General features: G+C 58.1%; 1 pseudogene. It reads right to left on the bottom strand.

The window, feature by feature from the left end:
- A pseudogene (locus BGIM_RS66085) lies at positions 1–194 on the bottom strand (hypothetical protein); the annotation flags it as partial.
- Positions 195–229: the final 35 nt, after the last annotated feature.

Below are 229 nucleotides of genomic sequence, written 5' to 3'. Positions count from 1 at the left end.
GTGCGCCGCCAGATCGCCTCGGAGAGGGGGCCTGACCCGCATCCCAAATCGAGCCATCGTTCGCCCGAAACGGGGGCGGCCCAGTCAATCGTGTCCGTCAGCAATGTTCGGTAGGCGGAATATCGCTTTTGATCCCAGAATGCCTTGGCGCATTTGTCATCCAGCCACCGATTATGCGGAGTGATGCCGGACATCAGGAAATAATCCTCCCGGTGATTTTTCAGAGGTG

The sequence above is a fragment of the Zavarzinella formosa DSM 19928 genome (assembly GCF_000255705.1).
Lineage (GTDB): Bacteria > Planctomycetota > Planctomycetia > Gemmatales > Gemmataceae > Zavarzinella > Zavarzinella formosa.
Note: the sequence above shows the minus strand (reverse complement) of the source record. Positions and strands in the feature narration are given on the sequence as shown.